The organism is Rhizobium ecuadorense (assembly GCF_001187535.1).
Taxonomy (GTDB): domain Bacteria; phylum Pseudomonadota; class Alphaproteobacteria; order Rhizobiales; family Rhizobiaceae; genus Rhizobium; species Rhizobium ecuadorense.
On record NZ_LFIO01001164.1, the window covers coordinates 33,015 to 53,920 of the forward strand.

The following is a 20,906-nucleotide window of genomic DNA, read 5'->3' on the forward strand; positions in this document are numbered from 1 at the left end:
ACTGCATAATTTCCTCAATCGGAATCGAATTAGGAAAAATTATGCAGCAGTTCAAAGCGCTGCAGCGTCTCTGCGCGTCGTGTCAGAACGCGCGGCGCTGCAAAGTCAATCCGCGGCGTCCGCAAGCGGCTGGCGCCGGTGAATGCTGACGGCAGGCGGAGGCGCCGGACGGCTGATATAACGCGCGCCCTTGAGCCACAGTTTCAGAGCTTCCCAATGGATCCCGGCCACGATCTTGAAGGGGAGGAAAGGGATGTCCGCGGTCAGCCGGAGCAGCGCGGCGCTGGTCAACGGCAGCTGCCGACCTGAGAATGTCGCCGCAAGCAGCGGCCCTTCGCCGTCGGTTTCGAGGATGCGCCAGCGGATTTCCGCGCCGGGCGGCAGCATGCGGAAGTGATAGCGCGCCGCTATGCCGATGAAGGGCGAGACGTGGAAGAGCTTGTCGCAGCTCTGACGGAGCCCGCCTTCCGACATATCGCCATCGCCGACAGGACAGACGTAACTATGCCGCTCGCCGAAAGTGTTGCGCACCTCGTAGATCATCGCGACGAGGGCGCCGCCGCCATCATAAGCGTGATAGACAGAGATCGGGTTGAAAACATAGCCGAGAACGCGGGGATAGCAGACGAGCAATATCCTTGCCGCGCGCTCGAGCCCGGCCTCAGCAAGCAGCCGGTCGGCGTAGGCGCGCAGCGGCGTGCTCGCCGTATCGGCATGGTCCTTTTCATGAAACGAGACGAGATTGCGGCCGTTGACGGAAAACAGCGCCGACAACCGATCGGCCGCTTCAAGCCGATCGAGATCGACGAGTAGGGAGAAGACGCGGTAGCGGAAACGATGGCCGAAGGGTTTCAGGCGTTGATGCATGATGTCACCGACATAGAGCGCGGCCGCCGCATCCGGCGCAGCGCCGTTGCCGCTCATGCTGACGCCGTGCTTTTTGCCTCGTCCGCTCATGCCGCTGCATCCGGTTGCGGTTTCAGGCTTCGCGCCGTTCGCCAGGGAATGATGCCCCCCAGCGCCTCGGCTGCCGCCAGGCCGGAAACCAGGCCATCCTCATGAAATCCATATCCCGTCCAGGCGCCGGCGAAATGGCAATGGTTCTCACCCTGGATGGCGGCGAGCGTCCGCTGCGCTGCCATGGCGTCGGCCGAAAATTGTGGATGCTCATAGGTGAATTCCGCAAATACCATGCGGGGATCCGGCTCGCGGTCGGGGTTGAGCGTTACGAATAACGGGAAATTATCGTCGATGCCCTGCAGCCGGTTCATCCAATAGGTGACGGCGACACCCGCCTTGCCATCCTCCCGGCTGGAGCGCAGATAGTTCCACGAGGCCCAGACCTTGCGCCGCTGCGGCATCAGCTTTTGGTCGCAATGCAGGACGACGCGGTTCGGCTGGTAGGGAATGGCGGCGAGCAGCCGCCTTTCCCGGTCGGTGGCATCGATGAGCAGGCGTGCCGTCTGATCGCTATGGCAGGCAAGGATCACCTTGTCGAACGGCCGCTGGCCGCCCGTCTCGTCGATAAGCGTGACGCCGCTCTCCGAACGGATCACCCCGCGTATGCCGCAGGACAGTTTCACCCGTCCGCCGAGCGGCTTCAGCAGCCGGTCTAGATAGGAGCGGCTGCCGCCGGTCACCGTCCGCCATTGGTGCTGGCGGCGATAGATCAGCCGGTGATTGTCGAAGAAATTGACGAAATATTCGGCCGGGAACTGCAGCATGCGGGCCGACGGCGTCGACCAGATCGCCGCCGCCATCGGCACGAGATAATTGTTGGTAAAGCCGGGCGAGAAGCCGCGCCAGTCGAGATAATCGCCGATCGAGCGTGAGGCGAGGTGACCGGCGGCCCGATCTTCGAGGCAGGTGCGGTTGAAGCGGAGGATCTCGCGGATCATCAACAGGAACGACGGCCGCAGCAGGTTGCGCTTTTGGGCGAAGATCGAGGACAGCCCGCCGCCGCTCCATTCCAGCCTGCCGCGGTCGAGCGAGAGCGAAAAACTCATGTCGCTGGTATGGGTGGCGATGCCGAGCTCGGCAAAGAGCGCCGTCAGGTTCGGATAATTCTGTTCGTTATAGACGATGAAGCCGGTATCGACCGCAATCCGAACCCCGTCATAATCGACGTCGACCGTCGCCGTATGGCCGCCCGCCCGCGCCTGGCTTTCGTAGAGCGTCACGTCGTGCACGGGGTCGAGCGCCCAGGCCGCCGAGGCGCCAGAGATGCCGGAGCCGATGACGGCGATCTTCAGCCGGCGCGAGGCGGGGCGGAAATGCGCGTTCATGCGGCGTCCTTCGTGGCTTTGTAGGCCGCGAGCGCTCGGTCGCGGGCGCTGGCATGGTCGACGATCGGTTTCGGATAGGTCTGCCCGAGGATGATGCCGGCCTCGTCGAGCGCGTTCTTCGGCGCCTCGAACGGTCGGTGGATGTATTTTGCCCCAAGCCGTTGCAGCTCCGGCACATGAGCTCTGACATAGTCGCCGTCGGGATCGAAAGTCTCGCCCTGCAGCATCGGATTGAAGATGCGGAAGAAGGGTGACGCGTCGGCTCCCGAGCCCGCCACCCACTGCCAGCTTGCCGCATTGTTGGCGGGATCGGCATCGACCAGCGTGTTGCGGAACCAGGCCTCGCCGCGGCGCCAGTCGATCATCAGATCCTTGATGAGGAAGGAGGCGACGATCATGCGCACCCGATTGTGCATCCAGCCGTGACGCCAGAGCTGGCGCATGCCGGCATCGACGATCGGGTAGCCGGTCATGCCGCGCCGCCACGCCTCGAAATCCCCGTCGTCGTTGCGCCATTTAAAGCCGTCGAAACGATCGTTCCAGTTCTCCGAGGCAAGACGCGGAAAATGGAAAAGCAGGTGGTAGGAGAATTCGCGCCAGGCGATCTCCTTGCGGAAATGCACGATGTCGGCCGCCGGCATCCGGTTCGACAGTCCGCGCGTCGCATCCCAGATGCGGGCAGGGGAGATCTCGCCAAGCGCCAGATGCGGCGACAGCATCGAGGTCGCCAGTTTCGCCGGATAGTCGCGGTTTTCCTTGTAGCCCTTGAGTTCGTCCTCGACGAAGACGCTGAGCCTCTCTCTTGCGCCTTGCTCGCCCGGCGTCCAGAGATCGGTAAAGTCCTTCGCCCAGTCCGGCTTCGTCGGCAACAGTTTCCAGCTCTTCAATGTTTCCGATGCCGGACGCTGCGCTGCCAGCCGCAGCTTCGCCGGCGCCTCCAACGGCGGCTCGGCTTCGCCCGCACCCTCCAGCGCGCGCCAGAATGGCGTATAGACCCGATAGGGAGTGCCGCTGCCGGTCATCAGCCTGGACGGTTCGTGCAGCAGCTGGCCGCCGAAACTTCTCGCCTCGATCGGCTGTTTTTCCAATTCCTGCTTGATGTGCTTGTCGACCGAGATGCCCGACGGATCGTATCGTCGGTTCCAGAAAACGGCTTCGGCACCGCTCTTTTTGATGACGGCGCGGAGCACATCGAGCGCATCGCCGCTGGCAAACACCAGCCCGCCCTGCCGCTCGTGCAATGATCTATCAAGCGCTTCCAACGAATGATGCAGCCACCAGGCCTGCGCAGCGCCGAGCGGACCCGTGCCGGCTGCCGTAGGCTCGTTGATATAAAGGGGGATGATCGGTCGCCCGGAGAGATGGGCGGCATGGAGGGCCCGATTGTCGTCAAGGCGCAAATCCCTGCGAAACCATAAGATGACAGGTTTTAGCGTGTCCTTTGCCAATGAAGCCGTTCCCTGCTCTGTTTTTTCACCCTGCTACGGATGTACGGAACGCCCGGATCAAAAGTTTCATCCGGAGGGAAAGCTTTTCATCATGGTGGCGACGACCTGAAAAAGGCCGGCGTGAACCGGCCTTTTCCAAACGTGGCGCGCGTTCGCGCGACATATTTAGGGAGCGAAGGTGCCTGTCAATTGTCGTATTCGCGGCAGGCTTCGCTGATCGATGCGCCGCTCTGACCGCCGCGTGTGTCGACGCCGGACATCTGCTGCGGCATGCCGGGGCATTCCATCGTTTGCGGCTGGCCGATGCTCTGCGTGGTGGTTGGATCGACCGGCGCGACCTGCACCGGATACATGCCGTTGTCACTGTTGGTGTAATCCGACGAATAGCTACCCGAACTCGGATCGGTCGAGCCGCCATTCGTCGGCCCGATCGGGTCGGGGTTCGACTGGGCAAAGGCCGACGATGCCATACCGATCGCGAGCAGCGAAGCGGCAATAAGGGACTTGGTCATGAGGATATCCTCCTTTGATTTTCATCTTGGGTGGCCCTCGGCTAACTGCCCGACGGATTCATTGTTCCAATATTTTGCGAAAAACTGCACGCGCGCCTTGCATGGTTACGCATAAACCTTAACCGGCGAAGCCGCTGGATCGTCGCTGCTGCCTGCCTTAGGGACATGGTGAAACGCTAGAAATCAGCAGCATGAGGCCGCTATGTTCGTTTCCCCGCGCGAGGCCGCAGATATCGGTCTCCAGATTGCCCTCGCACTCGCCCTGACGGCAAGCGGCATGGCAATCGCATCCTCTGCCATGGGCGGCGAGAAGGCCGGTATCTCCGCGATCGACATCAGTCGCCCCTCGCTATGGACCGCCATACCCAAGCGCATCGATCCAACAACACAGGCCTACCTACGCGCCGACACTCCGGCCGCATTGGAACTCGCCGAAGGCGCCGATGACCTCTGCCACGACCCGATCGGCCTTCGCCTCTCCTGCGATCTGATTGCCTCCTCCGGCAAGGCGGCTTTTTAGGGAAGGGAGTTTTGCAGCCGCTGCCTCTTGCTGTCGACGCTTGCAAAAGGCGGTGATTTGCCGTTTCATCGCGCGATACGACAACCATCCGATGCTTTCCTTAAAGGATCCGCTTTTGTCCGTGCCGACGCCCCGTGGCTTCGAGAAGCCTTATGCCGCCTTCCTGTTCGATATGGACGGCACCATCCTCAATTCGATCAAAGCGGCCGAGCGTGCATGGAGCGACTGGGCAAGGCGTCACGGGCTCGATGTCGCCGGCTTTTTGCCGAAAATGCACGGATCGCGCGGCATTGACACGATCACCCGGCTGAACCTGCCAGGCGTCGATCCAGAAGATGAGGCGAGGCTGGTGACCGAGGCCGAGATCGCCGATGTCAGCGATGTCGTTCCCATTTCAGGTGCCGCGGCATTCCTGAGTTCGCTGCCGCCGGATCGCTGGGCGATCGTCACCTCCTCGCCGTTGCGTCTTGCCCGCCGGCGGCTGGAGGCGGCCGGCCTGTCGCTGCCGAAATTCATGGTGACGGCGGAGGACGTCAAGGTCGGAAAACCCGACCCGCAATGTTATATTCTCGGCGCCGAACGCCTCGGCGTCAGCCCGCGGGACTGCCTGGTGTTCGAGGATGTCGCCGCCGGCATTGCTGCCGGCGAGGCGGCGGGCGCCGATGTCATGGTCGTCACGGCAACCCATCATGACAAGATGGAAACGCCGCATCCGACCTTCGCATCCTATGACGAGATCTCGGTGCGCATCTCAGCCGACCATAAGATGTTCATCATGCCGAACGCGGCCTGACAGCAGCCGCGTTTCCGGCCTTTCACTCTGCGGCCGCGGCAAGACAGCGATCGATGATCCTGCCGATTTCGCCGCGGCAGGAGCCGCAATTGGTCCCGGCGCTCGTTTCCTTGCCGACCGCCTCGACGCTGTGGCATCCGCCACGCACGGCGGCAGCGATCTGATTGACTCCGACGCTGAAGCAGGAACAGACGGTGGCGCCCGGATCCGGCCTGCCGGCGCCGGGACGACCTGCGACGAGCGCAAAGCGTTTCCTCAAATCACCATGCGCGACCGAGAGCTGCAAAATCGCCCAGTTGCGCGCGACGGCGACCGGTTCGCGGGCAAGGAACAGCGCGGCGAGCAGCGTCTCGCCGTCGAAGAAGGCGAGCCTGAGGTCGCCCGATTGCCGGTCGGCGTAACCCAGCGGTTCGATCTCATCGGGAATGGCGAAAACCGACCGGCACCAGGCCGTCCAGTCTTCGACGCTCCGGTCGAAGGCAAGCTCCAGCCGCCAGCCGCCCTCGGCTTTGGCCAGCGCCCAATAGGCCGCATCAGGTGCTACGGGTTTTGCCGATGAGACGGCGAAACCGTAATGGCTGGCGGGGAAGGACCGGACGGCGACGGCAACGTTCTTCGACGCCGGCTGGCCGGAAAAGGGATCGGTGATCGGCGCGACCACGGCGTCGATCCGCGCTTTTGCCGCGAACTGGTCGTTCCAGTGCATCGGCGCGAAGATGCCGCCGCGCGCCTGGCGATCGGTCACCAGCGCACGGACAATCGCCTTGCCGAACGGGCTGTCGATCTCGACGAGCCCGGCGCTCGATATACCGGTCTCGATAGCGTCGCGCGGATGGATCTCCGCAAAGGGTTCGGCGATATGGGCGGACAGCCGCGCGCTCTTCCCGGTTCGCGTCATCGTGTGCCACTGGTCGCGGATGCGCCCGGTATTCAGCGTGAAGGGGAAGTCGGCATTGGTGCGGTCCGTTGCCGGCGGTTGCACCGCGACGAAGCGCGCCTTGCCGTCGCCATGGTAGAAACCGCCATCGGCGAAGAAGCGGGTGACGCCGGGTTCTGACCCTGCCGCCTGCGGCCATTGGAAGGGCGACAGCTGCTCATAAGCGGCGCCTGAGATATCGGCGCGGGCGCCGATGTCGAAATCGCGGCTGCCGTTGTTTTCGAAGGCGGACAGGGCGGCGTGTTCGGCGAAGATCTCGGCCGGCCTATCGAAATCGAAGGCGGCGGCAAATCCCATGCGGCGTCCGACCTCCGCAAGCTGCCACCAGTCGGCTTTCCCGTCGCCGGGAATGCCGAGAAACGGCCGCTGCCTGGAAATGCGCCGCTCGGAATTGGTGACGGTGCCGTCCTTCTCGCCCCAGCCGAGCGAGGGCAGAAGCACATTTGCATGCCGGGCCGTATCGGTCTCCTTCAGGATGTCGGAGACGACGACGAAGGGACAGGCGGCGATCGCGCTTTCGACGCTGTTTGCATCCGGCATCGAGACGACGGGATTGGTGGCCATGATCCAGAGCGCCTTGATGCGCCCGTCGGCGACGGCGCGGAACATGTCGACCGCTTTCAAACCTGGTTTTGCTGCAATGACCGGCGATTTCCAGAAACGCTGCACCCGGTCGCGGTCATCCGCATTCTCGATCGCCATATGGGCGGCCAGCATATTGGCAAGACCGCCGACCTCGCGCCCGCCCATGGCGTTCGGCTGGCCGGTGAGCGAGAAGGGGCCCATACCAGGACGGCCGATGCGGCCGGTCGCCAGATGGCAGTTGAGGATGGCATTGACCTTGTCGGTGCCGGAGGAGGATTGATTGACGCCCTGGCTGTAGCAGGTCACGACTTTTTGCGTCGTTTCGAACAGGCGGAAGAATTCCCGGATCTGCATGGCCGGCAGGCCGGTCCGTTCCAGCAGATCGTTGATATCGAGCGCTGCGGCCGCAGCAAAGGCGCCGGCAAAACCTTCCGTATGGGAGGCGATATAATTCTGGTCGATCGCAGGACTTGTCGCGAGATGGGCGAGCAGCCCCATGAACAGCGCGACATCGCCGTCCGGGCGGATGGCCAGATGCAGATCGGCTATATCGCATGTCATCGTCCGGCGCGGATCGATGACGACGATCCGCATGTTCGGCCGCGCCGCTTTTGCGGCGGCCAGCCGCTGGTAGATGACGGGATGACACCAGGCGAGGTTGGAGCCGGTGAGCACCACCAAATCCGCAAGCTCGATATCCTCATAGGTCCCTGGCACGGTATCGGCGCCGAAGGCGCGGCGATGGCCGGCGACCGACGAGGACATGCAGAGCCTGGAATTGGTGTCGATATTGGCCGAACCGATGAAGCCCTTCATCAGCTTGTTGGCGAGGTAGTAATCTTCGGTCAGCAACTGGCCGGAGACGTAGAAGGCAACGGAATCAGGTCCGTGTTCGGCGATCGTTTCGGAGAAACGCCGGGCGACCAGATCGAGCGCCTCGTCCCAGCCGCTGCGTGCGCCTGCGATCTCGGGATGGAGAAGCCGGCCGTCGAGATCGATGGTTTCGGCAAGCGCCGAGCCCTTCGAGCAGAGCCGGCCGAAATTCGACGGATGCTCGGGATCGCCTTTGACGCTAACGGCGCCCGCCTCGTCGACCGTGGCGATGACGCCGCAGCCGACGCCGCAATAGGGGCAGGTGGTCTTGACTTCAGCCGCCATTATTCAGCCGCCATCAACAGGCTTTCCAGCGCGATGAAGAGGGCGCCGTCCTCGTTGCGGACCGGTATTGTGCGCACCTCGCCCTGGTCGGCGCCGAGCGCCTTGCCGGTTTCCAGCGAGATCACCCAATTGTGCAGCGGGCAGGTGACGGCCTTGGCATGCACGATGCCCTGGGAGAGCGGGCCGCCCTTGTGTGGGCAGTGATCCTCGATGGCAAACACCTCGTTTTCGGCCGTACGGAAGACGGCGACCTTGCCCTGCGGCGTCTTCACACAGCGCGCGCCGCGCAAGGGAATATCGGAGATGTCACCGATTGCGATCCAATTCATGTCCATCTCCTTATTCGGCAGCCTGCGGATAGCCGATCGTCGCCATCGGCTTGAACTCGTGCTTGTCCTTGCCGGAAACACGCTCCGACCAGGGATCGACCTGGGCAAATTTCTGGCTGAAGACGAAGCGCTCGTAGTAGGCTTTGCGCTTTTCGGCATCGCCCATGATCTGGCGGCGGATTTCCTCCAGGCCGACGCGCTTGGCCCATTTGTAGATGCGCTCGAGATAGCGGGCCTGTTCCCGATACATCTGCGTCAGCGCCACGATATGCTCCAGCGCTTCGTCCTCGGTCTTCACGAGGCCGAGCACCTCGGTGCCCTTAATGTCGAGACCGGCGGCACCGGCGAAATGGATTTCGAAACCGGAATCCACGCAGATCACGCCGATATCCTTGCAGGTTGCTTCGGCGCAGTTGCGCGGGCAGCCGGACACGGCCAGTTTCAGCTTGGCCGGGGTCCATGAGCCCCACATGAATTTCTCGATGCGGATGCCGAGACCGGTGGAGTCCTGGGTGCCGAAGCGGCACCAGTCCGAGCCGACGCAGGTCTTCACGGTGCGCAGGCCCTTGGCATAGGCCTGGCCGGAGACGAAGCCGGCCTTGCCGAGATCGGCCCAGACGGCGGGCAGATCTTCCTTCTCGATGCCGAGCAGGTCGATACGCTGGCCGCCCGTCACCTTGACCATCGGGATTTCGAATTTGTCGACGACATCGGCGATGGCGCGCAGCTCGTTCGAATTGGTGACGCCGCCCCACATGCGGGGAACGACGGAGTAGGTACCGTCCTTCTGGATGTTGGCGTGGACGCGCTCATTGATGAAACGCGACTGGTAGTCGTCGGCATATTCGTCCGGCCAGTCGCAGACCAGGTAATAGTTGAGCGCTGGCCGACACTTGGCGCAGCCGCAGGAAGTCTTCCATTCCAGTTCCTGCATGACGGCAGGGATGCTCTTCAGCCCCTTCGCCTTGATCAGGCGGCGAACATCGTCATGGCCAAGCTCGGTGCAGGTGCACATCGGCTGCACGGCAGCCGGATTGTAGCCGTCGCCGAGCGTCAGCGCCATGAGTTGCTCGACAAGGCCGGTGCAGGAGCCGCACGAGGCGGACGCCTTGGTATGGGCGCGCACGTCGTCGAGCGACGTCAGTCCCTTGGCCGTGATCGTCGAGGTGATTTTGCCCTTGCATACGCCGTTGCAGCCACAGATTTCCGCGTCATCCGGCAAGGCTGCAACGGCCGCCATAGGGTCCAGCGGCGACCCTCCCTGATAGGCCTGTCCGAAGATCAGCGTCTCGCGCATCTCCGAAATATCGGTCGCCTTCTTCTTCAGGTCGTTGAACCAGGCGCCGTCGGCGGTCTCGCCGTACAGCACGGTGCCGATGATCTTGTTGTCCTTTAGCACCAGGCGCTTGTAGACGCCGGCTGAAGCATCGCGCAGCACGATCTCCTCGCGGTCGTCGCCGTCGGCGAAATCGCCGAGCGAATAGAGTTCAATGCCGGTGACCTTGAGCTTGGTCGGCGTGTCCGCATGCACGAAAGCCGGCGAACGGTCGTCGCAGAGATGCGCTGCGGCAATGCGGGCCATCTCGTAGAGCGGCGCGACGAGGCCGTAGACCATGCCGCCCACCTCAGCGCATTCGCCGAGCGCAAAGATATCGCCATCCGAAGTCTGCATGCCGGCATCGACGACGATGCCGCGATTGACCGCAAGGCCGGCGTCCTTCGCCAGGCCGACACTCGGACGAATGCCGACGGCCATGACGACGAGCGTCGCCGGGATGATGCGGCCATCGTCGAGTTCGATGCCCTCGACCTTGCCGTTGCCGACGATCGCCTTGGTATTGGCCTTGCAGATGACCTTGATGCCGCGTTCCTCGACCGCCTTCTGCAGCAGGTAGCCGGCGGCGGGATCGAGCTGGCGCTCCATCAGCGTCGGCATGACGTGCAGCACGGTGACGTCCATGCCGCGCTGGGCAAGGCCGGCCGCCGCTTCGAGCCCAAGCAGACCGCCACCGATGACGACGGCCTTTTCGCGCGACTGAGCGGCAAGCAGCATCGCCTGCACGTCGTCGAGATCGCGATAGGTGATGACGCCGGGCAGATCCTTGCCGGGAACCGGGATGATGAAGGGCACGGAGCCGGTGGCGATCACCAGCTTGTCGTAGCTTTCGGTGACGCCGTGGTCGGAAGTGACGGTCTTGGCGACACGATCGATGTTGACGATCTTGTGGCCCTTGTAGAGCATGATGCCGTGCTTGATGTACCAGCCGTCACCGTGAATGATGATCTGCTCGTAGTCCTTTTCTCCGGAGAGAACCGGCGACAGCATGATGCGGTCGTAATTGACGCGCGGCTCGGCATTGAAGATCGTAACTTCATAGCGTCCGGGCGCGCGTTCGAGGAGGTGCTCCAGCATGCGCCCGGGCGCCATGCCATTGCCGATGATGACGAGTTTTTCTGTCATATTTCCAAGTCCTTAGATCAGGTTGCAGCCACGGGCGCCGAGTGCCCTTGGCGCGACAATTGCTTGACGGACAGGTGCATCCAGACGAGCGAGATGGCGACGACCGCGAAGAGCAGCAGGAAGCAGCTGGACCAAAGGCCGGTCATGTCCTTGAGGAAACCGAAGGCGATCGGCAGGATGAAGCCGCCGAGTCCGCCCATCATCCCGACGATGCCGCCGACCGCGCCGACGCTTTCGGGATAGTAGGCCGGGATGTGCTTGAAGACGGCGGCCTTGCCGAGGCTCATGAAGAAGCCGAGCACGAAGATGACGATGATGAAGATGACCGGCGTGATGGTCGTAGCCGGCAGCGACAGAATGAGCGTGGCCACGGCGGATACGGCCAGCATCGCATACATCACGCTGCGCGCACCCTTCTTGTCCGACAGCACGCCGCCGAAAGCGCGGAAGATGCTGCCCGGGATGGAGTAGGCGGCCGCGATCATGCCGGCGGTTTCGAGGTTGAAGCCGTAGACGCCGACCAGGTAACGCGGCAGCCACAGGGACAGAGCGACGAAGCCTCCGAAGGCGAAGAAATAGTAGAGCGAGAAACGCCAGACCTGAACGTTCTGCAGCGGCGCGAATTCCTCGGCGAAACTCTTGGAGGCGACGCTGCGTTCGCGGCGAAGACGGAAGGCCGGGTCATCGGTTGTGGTGAACCAGAAGATGATCGCCATCAGCGCCAGACAGACGGCCCAGATTTCCGCAACCGCCTGCCAGCCCCAGGCGAGCAGAACGAAGGGAGCGGCGAATTTGGTCACGGCCGCGCCGACATTGCCGGCGCCGAAGATGCCGAGCGCGGTTCCCTGCTTTTCCGCCGGGAAGAAGGGCGAAACGTAGGCGACACCGACGGCGAAGGAGCCGCCGGCAAGCCCGACGCCGAGGCCGGCGATCAGCATTTGGGTATAAGTCTGGGCATAGGAGAGCAGAAAGGTCGCCAATGCGGCAGCAAGCATGGTGAGCGTGTAGACGAGACGGCCGCCGTAACGCCCTGTCCAGATGCCGAGCACGATGCGTACGAGCGAGCCGGTGAGAACCGGGGTGCCGACCAGCAATCCGAATTCCGCCTCGTTCAGGCCGAGGTCCTGCTTGATGCGGATGCCGATGATCGCAAAGATCGTCCAGACCGCGAAACAGAGGGTGAAAGCGACCGTGGAGATCCACAATGCTTTGGCGGGTTCGCCGTCGGACATGGGCTGCACTTTCTCGATGACAGACATGGCTTCTCCGTGACCCGACAAAGGTCGGGCCGATTCATCGCTGAGGGTTAAAAACAAAAAGCCGCTGGTCAGGCTGCGCATGCACGAGGCGCGCGAAATATCCTGATCAGCGGCTTTGCTGGTAGCGCCCGCCGTTGGGCGCCGAATTTATGGTCTTCTGCGAGCGCCTATCGGGCCCTCATGCTGCGCTGATCGCCATTGATCTGTGCTGTAATAGCCTTGCAAGCTGCGTGCCAGTTTGGTGTTTTTGTTTTAAATTATTGAATTTAAATGGTATTTTTAAAATGCGGCCATCTGCTCGTTTTTGCGGCTGCCAAAAAACATGCAAATCTTTTGTGCGTTGCGGTGATGGCGGGCGTCGAATTTTGCTGGCGTTTTGTGCAGGCCGGCAGGGATCAAGTGTCATCGCTATGGGAAGCGAAGGGCAGGGCGCTTTTGACGGCAAAGCTCGCGACATAGTCCGGCAATTGCCCCGGATCGAAGACGTGGCCGTCCATGAAACGGTCGCCCTCATCATTGCCTTCGATGCGGATATCAGCGTCATCGGGCGCGTTTTCGTCGCCGAGGGCCGTGCGGTAGAGATCCGGGCGGTAGGCGGATGCGGCGGCACGCGCCTTGTTGAGACTGGCATCGGCCTGTCCCCAGCGGATCATCTGGCTGTAGATCCAAAGTGCATGGCTTGGCCGGGGATAGTTGGCGAAGCCGGAATGGAACTGGAAATAATCCGCGATGATCCGGTGGTTGCCCTTGGCGTCGAGGCTGAATTCGCCGGCGAGAACGCGGCGAATGATCTCGACGGGCGCCGCGATATAGCGGGGATCGGCAAGAACTCCTGCCAGCGCGTCGTGATTGTCCGGCCGGTCGCACCAGCGGGCTGCCGCATCGAGCGCCACGATCAGCCGGGAAACAGTCTCCGGATGGCTTTCGGCCCAATCCGGCCGCATGCCGATCACCTTTTCCGGGGCCGACGGCCAGATGTCCTGTTTGGTGGCGACGATGCGGCCAAGGCCACGCTCAGAGGCGACCATGTTCCAAGGCGCGCCGACGCAGAAACCGTCGATTGCGCCAGCCGCCAATGCGTCCGAGGTCAGCTGCGGCGGCACGACGACGAGCTTGACGTCCTTGTCGGGATCGATGCCGCCAGCCGCCAGCCAGTAGCGGAATTCGTAATTGTGCGAGGAGAAGGGATAGGTGACCCCGAAGGTCGGCAGCGGCTCGCCGCGCGCCTTCATCGCCGCGATCGTTTTTGCGAGCGCGTGGGCGTTATCAAGCGCGCTTGCCGTTTCCGGCAATCCGGCGTCATCCCGCATCCTGTCGAAGAGCCGCGTCGACAGCGTGATCGCATTGCCGCCGCGCCCCAGCGAAAACGGCGTGATCGTCGGCGAGGGATTGGAGCCGAGGCCGAGCATGGAGGCGATGGGCATCGGCGACAGCATATGGGCGATATCGAACTGGCGGAATGCCAGGCGATCGCGGACATTCGCCCAGGAGACGTCCTTGACGAGATCGAGCGTCAGGCCTTCCTTCTGCGCAAAGCCGAATTCCGCCGCCGCAATCAGCACCGATGCATCGACGAGCGGAATGAAGCCGGCCCGCAGCACTTTCGGCCCTTCATTGTTGATATGTGCGGGCGAGGCCAGCTCGCCGCCTGATTTGGCGGTCTTCATCATCATATTCACTCCGGTTTCCTCCGGAAATGCAGGAGGCCCGCCATCACATCAAAAGTCCCGCGGCGGTGACAACGCTCTGGGCGATTTCCGACATCTTCTTCTTTTCGTTCATCGCCGTCTGGCGCAGCAGCGCGAAAGCCTCTTCCTCCGAGAGGCCGCGCATCTTCATCAAGATGCCCTTGGCGCGCTCGATCAGCTTGCGTTCCTCCAGCGCCGACCGGGCATCGGCAAGTTCCCGCCGCAGCCGGTTGAAGGCATTGAAGCGGCTGACGGCCATGTCGAGGATCGGTTTGACGCGTTCCTTCTTCAATCCGTCGACGATATAGGCCGAGACGCCGGCATCGACGGCAGCCTCGATCGAGGCCGTGTCGGAGCGGTCGACGAACATGGCGATCGGCCGGCTGACCGTGCGCGTCAGCTGGAACAGATGCTCCATCATGTCGCGATTGGGGTTTTCGATATCGATGATGATCACGTCGGGCATCAGCGTTTCGATGGTGCGCGCGATGCCGTTGACCTCATGCACCACGGTGACGCGCGCATGCCCTGCCTCGCGCAGTCCCTCTTCGATGATGGAGGCGCGTATGGCATTTTCGTCGATCACCAGAATTGTCAGATCGAGATGCGTCATGGCTATATTTATGACGCGCTGCAGCAATTCTGGCAAGGTGCACGCCTCAAAAATGTGCATGAATTTTGGCGCCTAAAAAATGATCATGATGCCGAACTTTCGGGCTGCGGGCGGTCGGAAGCCGGGTGCCGATAACGCATTTTGCGGTCTGTCACCGCTTGAGCAAGCGCTCCGTTTCGGCGAAAAGGCGTTACGCTCTTCGACCTCGATCCTTTGAGGGAGAGAAGCGCCTGATGTTGAGGGCAGAGGCAAATTTATTGGCCGCCAGTGAAATTCATCCGATCGACCGGACCGCTCTGGACAACGGGGTGGTAGCCCGCCTGCTGCGGGCAATCGAGGCGGTTCTCGGCATTGCCGCAGCACTCATTCTCGCCGTGCTGCTCTTCATGGTGCTCGTCACCGTCTTCCTGCGTTATTTCTTCGGCACCGGCTTCATCGGCGCCGAGGATCTCGGCGTATGGCTGCATGTGGGTCTGATCGCGCTCGGCGCGCCGCTCAGCCTCAACAGTGCGCTTGCCATGCGCCTCGACGTTTTCGTCAGGATGTTGCCGGAAGGCCTGCAGAAGGCGACGCGGATCGGCGCCGATGTCTTCACCGTGCTTTCGGCGCTGATCCTTGCCTTCGGCGCCCGCGAGATTATGACGATGCTCGGCGGCGTCTCGCCGACGCTCGGCCTGCCGGAATGGATCCGCTTCGGTTTCCTCGGCGCTGGCGGCGCGCTGATCCTCGTTGTGCTGCTTCTGCAGCGCGTCGCCGAAGGCCGGGTCCTGCCGGTTGCTCTTTCGCTGGCCCTCGGCATCGCGCTCTATGCCGGCATCCCGCATATCTCGCTCGATCTCGATTGGCCGCCGAGCATCTTCCTCGGGTTGATCGCGGCGATCGGTCTGGTGCTTGCCGCGCCGCTGCCGCACGCCTTTCTCGCCGCAGCCTATGCCGCCATCGCTTTCGGCAGCAGCCTGCCGGAGCCGGCGATCGTTTCTTCGACCGTTACCGGCATATCGAAATTCCTGCTGCTCGCCATTCCCTTCTTCCTGCTCGCCGGCGGACTGCTGACGGCGTCGGGCGTCGCCAATCAGCTCGTGCGCTTCGCCGCCGCCATGGTCGGCCATCGCCGGGCCGGGCTGGCGCAGACGACGCTTCTGACCAGCGTTCTCTTTTCCGGCGCTTCCGGCTCCTCGGTCGCCAATGCCGCTTTCGGTGCATCGACCTTCCAGCCCGAGCTGGTCAAACACGGATATCCTCAGGCGCAGGCGGCGGCGATCATCGCCTCGACTTCGGTTCTCGACAACATCATCCCGCCGTCGATCGCCTTTCTCATCCTTGCCTCGGCGACCAATCTTTCCGTCGGCGCACTGCTGGTCGGCGGCTTTTTCGCCGGCGGGCTGATGGCCATATGCCTGGCGGTTGCTATCCATCTGACCGTGCGTGAGCAGGTGCCGTTGCCGCGAGCCAGCGCGAGACAGCGCTGGCAATCGGCGGTCCAGGCGATCCCCGCCTTCGGGCTCGGCGTCATCGTCGTCGTCGGCATCCGCATCGGCATCGTCACGACGACAGAGGCGGCCGCACTCGCGGCTTTCTACTCGCTGCTGCTCGGCATCGGCGCGCGGCTCGGCATCCTCTCGCTCTATGCCGCCTTCCGCCAGGCGGCGGTCGAAGCGGCGGCGATCGGTCTGCTGATCGGCACGGCAGGCCCTTTCGCCTTCCTGCTGGCGGTCGACGACGTGTCATCGCTGATCTCGCATCTGACGTCGGCGCTCGGCGGCAGCGCGTTTGCCGTCATCCTTTTGTCGAACGTCATTCTGCTCGCCGTCGGTGTCGTTCTCGACATCGGCGCCGCGATCCTGCTCTTCGGCCCGATCCTGCTGCCGGCCGCGATCGCCGCCGGCATCGATCCCATCCAGTTCGGCGTCATCATCGTCGTCAACCTGATGATCCACGGACTGACGCCGCCGCTCGGCATGCTGATCTTCGTCGTCAGCGGCGTCACCCGCATTCCCGCCTCGGAACTCTTCCGGGCGGTGGTTCCCTATCTGCTCGCCCTTCTGGTCTCGCTCGCAATCCTCTGCGCCTGGGCCATCATTTTCTAATCAACAGGATAATCCCATGGATAATCTCAACCGCCGCAATTTCCTGAAAACCGCAGCACTCGCCGGAACGGCGCTCGCAGCCCCTGCCTTCGTCCGCACGGCCGCCGCCCGCACGACGACGATCACGATCGCCTCGCTGCTCGGCGACGACAAGCCGGAAACCAAGATCTGGCTGAAGATCGGCGAGCTGGTCGAAGCCAAGCTTCCCGGCCAGTTCAAGTTCAATATCGTCAGGAACGGTGCGCTCGGCGGCGAGAAGGAGGTGGCCGAGGGCGTGCGTCTCGGTTCGATCCAGGCGAGCCTCTCGACGGTCTCGTCGCTTTCCGGCTGGGCGCCGGAACTGCAGATCCTCGATCTGCCCTTCCTCTTCCGCGATGCCGACCATGTCCGCAGGACCGTCGGCGGCGATGTCGGCGCCGATCTCAAGCAGAAGCTGCAGGCGCAGAATTTCGTCGTCGGCGATTTCATCAATTACGGCGCCCGTCATCTCCTGACCAAGGAACCGGTGACACGGCCCGAGCAGCTCAAGGGCAAGCGTATCCGTGTCATCCAGAGCCCGCTGCACACCAAGCTCTGGAGCGCATTCGGCACCACGCCGATCGGCATTCCGATCACCGAGACTTACAATGCCCTCGCAACCGGCGTCGCCGATGCGATGGACCTGACCAAATCGGCCTACGCAGGCTTCAAGCTCTATGAGGTCGTGCCTGATATGACCGAGACCGGCCACATCTGGGCATCAGGCGTCATCTATTATGCCTCGACTTTCTGGGCCGGCCTGAACGACGAACAGAAGGCTGTCTTCCAGCAGGCCTCCAGCGAGGGTGCGGCCTATTTCAATCAACTGATCGTCGACGACGAGGCAAAGTCCGTCGAGACGGCGCTTGGCCATGGCGGAAAGCTGTTGAAGCCCGAAGCCTTCGAGGAATGGCAGAAGGGTGCCCAGGGTGTCTGGGCCGATTTCGCCCCTGTTGTCGGCGGCATCGACCGGATCAAAGCCGTTCAGGCGGCCTGAAGCGGGAGAGGAACGGACCCCTGATGTTTCCGACAGGGTCGATTGAAAAATCGACCCTATCGTCGCTTGGATGCATCGGAAAAATAATGCCGCCGCAGGCCTGAAATCGAAAGAGCATGCCTTCGGCGATCGTGGTATATGACTTACTTATAATCCTGGAATGGGAAGTTTTTACCTTCGGCCGGTGCGATCCTGTTGACCGCAATCTCGCGACCGCTTCCGGCGGACGGATCCCAGGGCCTCGATTTGAAACAAACGACATTGAACACAAGGCTTTGGAGGGCCGACCATGAGCTTACGTATCAACGATATTGCCCCCGATTTTACCGCCGACACCACCCAGGGACCGATCAGCTTCCATGAGTGGATCGGCAATGGCTGGGCCGTCCTGTTCTCGCATCCGAAGAATTTCACGCCGGTCTGCACGACCGAGCTCGGCGCGATGGCCGGCCTGGCGGGAGACTTTTCCAAGCGTGGCGCCAAGATCATCGGCATCTCCGTCGATCCCGTGGAAAGCCATGCCAAGTGGAAGAACGACATCAAGACCGCCACCGGCTTCGACGTCGAATATCCGCTGATCGGCGACAAGGACCTCAAGGTCGCCAAACTCTACGACATGCTGCCGGCCGGCGCCGGCGAGAGCTCGGAAGGCCGCACGCCCGCCGATAACGCCACCGTACGTTCGGTTTTCATCATCGGCCCGGACAAGAAGATCAAGCTGATCCTCACCTATCCGATGACGACGGGCCGGAATTTCAACGAGATCCTGCGCGCCATTGATTCCATCCAGCTGACGGCCAAGCACCAGGTGGCCACACCGGCGAACTGGAACCAGGGCGAGGACGTCATCATCACCGCCGCGGTCTCCAACGAGGACGCCATCACGCGTTTCGGGTCCTTCGATACGGTTCTGCCCTATCTCCGCAAGACCAAGCAGCCGACGGCCTGATTGCTGTTTTCAAAGCTTTCCTGAAGCCGCCGCGGCCACTTGGCCCGGCGGCTTTTTCGTGCGGGCATTGCGGAAATGGGAAGCTTCGCGCCTTGATCGGTGGTATCTAATGCATGTCGCCCGGAAGTGTGCATGCGGTTCCGGGATAACGGTATGCATCAAAACAATGAGCTAAAGCGCGTTGCATGAATCAAATTTGATGCGACGCGCTTTAGCATCAGCGTTGCGATGGAAGTCGAACCTGCTGAGATCCGATGATAGGGCGAAGGCGTCAGTCCGGCATGGGGAAGAGATCGGCGAAGGCCATGCTTTCGCTCTGCTTTCTATTTTCCGCCGTAGCCACCGGAAAGGCCCAGCCGGAAGTAAGCGCTGCCGAGCCGGCCTGCCTCTATTCCGGGCCTTCGGCGTCGGGTTCGGGTGAGACGCTCTGCATCCGCAAGGATAGTTTCAATCGCGACCTTTGCGCCGCGATCGAGCATTTCGCCGGCGCCAATCAATTGCCGCCGGACTATTTCGCCCGTCTCATCTGGCGCGAAAGCACCTTTCGCCCCGATGCCGTCAGCTTCAAAGGCGCGCAGGGGATTGCGCAGTTCATGCCGGGAACGGCGAAACTGCGTGGCCTCGAAGACAGCTACCAGGTGCTGGAGGCGCTGCGGAAATCGGCGCAGTATCTCGATGAATTGCGCAACCGTTTCGGCAATCTCGGCCTTGCCGCCGCCGCCTATAATGTCGGCGAAAACGGCCTTGCCTCTTACCTTACGTCAGGGAGATTGCCTTACGAGACGCGCAGCTACGTCATGGCGATCACCGCCCATACGGTGGAGGAGTGGAAGGACAATCCGCCGGAAGATGCGGCAGCCCCGCTCGACAAGGACAAGCCCTTTGTCGATGGCTGCGTGGCGCTTGCCGAACGCCGGATATTGAAGGACACGCCCTGGCATCAGGAGGGCGATTGGGCACCCTGGGGTGTTCAGCTTGCCGCGAACGCGGATGTCGCGGTGGCCCGGCGCCTGTTTCTCGATGCCGTGCGGGATCTGCCTTCACCCCTGGATGCGGAGCAGCCGCTGATCCTGCGCCAGCGCGATCGCAGCTTCGGCTTTCGCCCGCGTTATGCCGCCCGCATCGGCCGGCAGACGCGCCTGGAAGCCAACGACCTCTGCAACCAGATCCGCAAGCACGGCGGCACCTGCCTGGTTTTCAAAAATCGATAGCGGCGCCGCTTCCTCCAGCTTGGGGAAAAGTCCGCTTGCAGGATCGCGTCGCGGCGCAGCATAGTCGACGTGGACTATGCCAAAGGGAGGAACGACAATGCGGGTTTTGGTCATCGGGGCAACGGGCCATGTCGGAACCTATCTGGTTCCCCGCTTGGTGGAGGCGGGGCACGACGTCGTCACCATCAGCCGCGGCGCGGCAAAACCCTATACGGAAAACCGCGCCTGGGCCTCCGTCGACCAGCGCCAGATGGATCGGGCAGCGATGGAGCGGACGGGTGAATTCGGCCCGGCGGTGCGGGAGTTGAAAGCCGACATCGTCATCGACATGATCTGCTTCACGCTGGAGAGTGCCGAGCAGCTGGTGACGGCACTATCCGGGCATGTCGGTCATTTCCTGCATACCGGCACGATCTGGACACATGGCCACGCCAGCGCCGTGCCGACACTTGAAGAGGCGCCGAAGTCTCCTTTCGGTGACTACGGCATCCAGAAGGCGGCGGTCGAAACCTATCTGCAGCAGCAGGCACGGCTTCGCGGCTTTCCGGCGACCATCATCCATCCCGGTCACATTGTCGGTCCCGGATGGGCGCCGCTCAATCCGGCCGGAAATTTCAACCTGCAGGTCTTTTCCACCCTTGCTCGCGGCGAGGCCCTGGCGCTGCCCAATTTTGGCCTGGAGACCGTTCATCACGTCCATGCCGATGACGTGGCAGCGATGTTCATGGATGCGATCGCCAACTGGAATGCGTCGACCGGCGAAAGTTTCCACGCGGTTTCGGCGCAGGCGCTGACGCTTCGCGGATATGCCGAAGCCATGTCGCGCTGGTTCGGGCGAGAGCCGAAACTCAGCTTCGCCCCATTCGACGCCTGGGCCGAGAGCCAGGCGGCCGAAGACGCCGAGGCGACATGGGAGCATATCGCCCGCAGCCCGAATTGCTCGATCGCCAAAGCCCGGCGCCTGCTCGATTACTCCCCGAGATATACATCCCTGCAGGCGGTGCAGGAGGCTGTGGGCTGGCTGGTCGGGCAGGGGCGGATCAAGACTTGATCCGC

The 20,906-nt window shown here is 62.5% G+C and carries 18 protein-coding genes; 7 read left to right on the forward strand and 11 right to left on the reverse strand.

Annotation, left to right across the window (positions count from 1 at the left end):
- Positions 1-105: 105 nt before the first annotated feature.
- The 4 genes from AF337_RS24860 to AF337_RS24875 all read right to left on the reverse strand — a co-directional run bounded on the left by AF337_RS24860 (position 106) and on the right by AF337_RS24875 (position 4,245).
- A complete protein-coding gene (locus AF337_RS24860) occupies positions 106-957 on the reverse strand; it encodes a DUF1365 domain-containing protein (protein WP_049734230.1) in 852 nt (283 codons plus the stop codon).
- Positions 954-2,285 (reverse strand): NAD(P)/FAD-dependent oxidoreductase, encoded by a 1,332-nt coding sequence (locus AF337_RS24865; RefSeq protein ID WP_049734231.1) that lies wholly within the window; start codon positions 2,283-2,285, stop codon positions 954-956. The genes AF337_RS24860 and AF337_RS24865 overlap by 4 nt, the downstream gene beginning before the upstream one ends.
- Positions 2,282-3,733: a cryptochrome/photolyase family protein gene (locus AF337_RS24870; RefSeq protein ID WP_049734232.1), complete on the reverse strand. Its 1,452-nt coding sequence runs from the start codon at positions 3,731-3,733 to the stop codon at positions 2,282-2,284. Before AF337_RS24870 ends, AF337_RS24865 begins: the two co-directional genes overlap by 4 nt.
- Positions 3,734-3,918: 185 nt before the next feature.
- Positions 3,919-4,245 carry a hypothetical protein gene (locus tag AF337_RS24875; RefSeq protein ID WP_049734233.1) on the reverse strand — a complete coding sequence of 109 codons (327 nt, stop codon included), beginning with the start codon at positions 4,243-4,245 and terminating at the stop codon, positions 3,919-3,921.
- Between the two features lie 202 nt (positions 4,246-4,447).
- Here AF337_RS24875 and AF337_RS24880 point away from each other — a divergent pair, with 202 nt between their 5' ends.
- Both AF337_RS24880 and AF337_RS24885 read left to right on the forward strand, forming a co-directional pair.
- Positions 4,448-4,765 (forward strand): hypothetical protein, encoded by a 318-nt coding sequence (locus tag AF337_RS24880; protein ID WP_049734234.1) that lies wholly within the window; start codon positions 4,448-4,450, stop codon positions 4,763-4,765.
- Positions 4,766-4,880: 115 nt separating this feature from the next.
- A complete protein-coding gene (locus AF337_RS24885; protein WP_049734311.1) occupies positions 4,881-5,558 on the forward strand; it encodes an HAD-IA family hydrolase in 678 nt (225 codons plus the stop codon).
- Between the two features lie 22 nt (positions 5,559-5,580).
- Here the strand turns inward: AF337_RS24885 and AF337_RS24890 are convergent, their stop codons facing one another.
- The 7 genes from AF337_RS24890 to AF337_RS24915 form a co-directional block, all read right to left on the reverse strand.
- Positions 5,581-8,238, reverse strand: a complete 2,658-nt coding sequence (locus tag AF337_RS24890) for a nitrate reductase (protein WP_049734235.1) — start codon at positions 8,236-8,238, stop codon at positions 5,581-5,583.
- Positions 8,238-8,573, reverse strand: a complete 336-nt coding sequence (gene nirD / locus AF337_RS24895; protein ID WP_116429614.1) for a nitrite reductase small subunit NirD — start codon at positions 8,571-8,573, stop codon at positions 8,238-8,240. Before nirD ends, AF337_RS24890 begins: the two co-directional genes overlap by 1 nt.
- Before the next feature lie 4 nt (positions 8,574-8,577).
- Positions 8,578-11,028: a nitrite reductase large subunit NirB gene (gene nirB, locus AF337_RS24900; RefSeq protein WP_049734237.1), complete on the reverse strand. Its 2,451-nt coding sequence runs from the start codon at positions 11,026-11,028 to the stop codon at positions 8,578-8,580.
- A 17-nt stretch (positions 11,029-11,045) separates the two neighbouring features.
- A complete protein-coding gene (locus AF337_RS24905; protein ID WP_049734238.1) occupies positions 11,046-12,287 on the reverse strand; it encodes an MFS transporter in 1,242 nt (413 codons plus the stop codon).
- A 178-nt stretch (positions 12,288-12,465) separates the two neighbouring features.
- Complete coding sequence (locus tag AF337_RS42560; RefSeq protein ID WP_152971176.1) at positions 12,466-12,693, reverse strand: hypothetical protein; 228 nt, start codon at positions 12,691-12,693, stop codon at positions 12,466-12,468.
- Entirely contained in the window at positions 12,683-13,966 is a 1,284-nt protein-coding gene (locus AF337_RS24910; protein ID WP_152971177.1) for a CmpA/NrtA family ABC transporter substrate-binding protein, read from the reverse strand. The genes AF337_RS42560 and AF337_RS24910 overlap by 11 nt, the downstream gene beginning before the upstream one ends.
- Positions 13,967-14,000: 34 nt before the next feature.
- The gene (locus tag AF337_RS24915) at positions 14,001-14,588 is read right to left on the reverse strand and encodes an ANTAR domain-containing response regulator (RefSeq protein ID WP_037092785.1); all 588 of its coding nucleotides are present in this window, start codon (positions 14,586-14,588) and stop codon (positions 14,001-14,003) included.
- 257 nt (positions 14,589-14,845) lie between these two features.
- On the opposite strand from AF337_RS24915, the gene AF337_RS24920 reads away from it, so the two are divergent.
- The 5 genes from AF337_RS24920 to AF337_RS24940 all read left to right on the forward strand — a co-directional run bounded on the left by AF337_RS24920 (position 14,846) and on the right by AF337_RS24940 (position 20,901).
- Positions 14,846-16,675 carry a TRAP transporter large permease gene (locus AF337_RS24920; protein WP_049734240.1) on the forward strand — a complete coding sequence of 610 codons (1,830 nt, stop codon included), beginning with the start codon at positions 14,846-14,848 and terminating at the stop codon, positions 16,673-16,675.
- Between the two features lie 16 nt (positions 16,676-16,691).
- Entirely contained in the window at positions 16,692-17,690 is a 999-nt protein-coding gene (locus AF337_RS24925; RefSeq protein WP_049734241.1) for a TRAP transporter substrate-binding protein, read from the forward strand.
- Positions 17,691-17,979: 289 nt separating this feature from the next.
- Complete coding sequence (locus AF337_RS24930; protein ID WP_049734242.1) at positions 17,980-18,639, forward strand: peroxiredoxin; 660 nt, start codon at positions 17,980-17,982, stop codon at positions 18,637-18,639.
- A gap of 254 nt (positions 18,640-18,893) precedes the next feature.
- The gene (locus AF337_RS24935; protein WP_049734243.1) at positions 18,894-19,850 is read left to right on the forward strand and encodes a lytic transglycosylase domain-containing protein; all 957 of its coding nucleotides are present in this window, start codon (positions 18,894-18,896) and stop codon (positions 19,848-19,850) included.
- Between the two features lie 97 nt (positions 19,851-19,947).
- Positions 19,948-20,901 (forward strand): NAD-dependent epimerase/dehydratase family protein, encoded by a 954-nt coding sequence (locus tag AF337_RS24940; protein WP_049734244.1) that lies wholly within the window; start codon positions 19,948-19,950, stop codon positions 20,899-20,901.
- The last annotated feature ends 5 nt before the right edge of the window (positions 20,902-20,906 follow it).